This window comes from Streptomyces sp. NPDC036984 (genome assembly GCF_055607665.1).
In genome coordinates, this window is sequence record NZ_JBVJRL010000094.1 from 1 (window position 1) to 1,067 (window position 1,067).

Genomic DNA, 1,067 nt, shown 5'->3' on the forward strand with positions numbered 1-1,067 from the left:
CTCGACCTCGACACCGACGACATCGGCGACGTCCCGGTCGCGGCCGCCCTGTCCTGCGGCGAGCCGCAACTGGCGGTGCGGGGTGGAGTTCTTCGTGTGGCGCGGTTGGGTCGTGTGGGTGGGGGGTTGGTGGTGCCGGGCGGTGTGGGGTGGCGGCTGGGTTGTGACGGGTCGGGGATGCTGGACGGGGTGGGTCCGGTGGCCTGTGAGGCGGGTGGGGGTGTGCTGGGTCGGGGTCAGGTGCGGGTGGCGGTACGGGCTGCTGGGGTGAACTTCCGGGATGTGCTGGTGGCGTTGGGGATGGTGCCCGGGCAGTACGGGATCGGCAGTGAGGGTGCCGGGGTGGTGGTGGAGACCGGTCCCGGTGTGGAGCACTTGGCGGTGGGGGACCGGGTGTTCGGGGTGTTCGCGGACGCGTTCGCTCCGGTGGTGGTGGCCGAGGAGGTGGTGCTGGCGCGTATGCCCGAGGGGTGGTCGTTCGCGCAGGCCGCGTCGGTGCCGGTGGTCTTCGCCACCGCCTACATGGGCTTGGTCGATCTCGCGGATGTGCGTCCCGGTGAGCGGGTGCTGGTGCATGCCGCGGCCGGCGGGGTGGGGATGGCGGCGGTGCAGCTGGCCCGCCATCTGGGGGCCCAGGTGTATGCCACCGCCAGCGAGCCCAAGTGGCCGCATCTGCACGCGCTCGGTGTCCCGGCCGAGCGGATCGCTTCGTCGCGCACGGTGGACTTCGAAACCCGCTTCGGTCAGGCGGGCGGCGGGCGCGGGATGGATGTGGTCCTCAACTGCCTCACCGGCCCCCACCTCGACGCCTCCCTGCGCCTGTGCTCACCGCAGGGGGGACGGTTTTTGGAACTGGGCAAGAGCGACATCCGTGACAGCGATCAGGTGGCACAGCAGTTCCCGGGCGTCGCCTACCGGGCCTATGACCTGATGGACGCCGGAGCCGGACGGGTGGGGCAGATCCTGCACACCCTCATCGACCTGTTCCGCCAGGGCGTGCTGGAGCTGCCGCCCGTCACAGCCTGGGACGTGCGCCAAGCACAGCAGACACTGCGGGCGATGCAATC

Annotated in this window: 1 protein-coding gene; it reads left to right on the forward strand. The window is 71.1% G+C overall.

Annotated features, from left to right (window positions below):
- Positions 1–267 precede the first annotated feature (267 nt).
- On the forward strand, positions 268–1,067 hold an 800-nt coding region (locus tag ACZ7DL_RS39105; RefSeq protein WP_470781857.1), incomplete at its 3' end, for a zinc-binding dehydrogenase.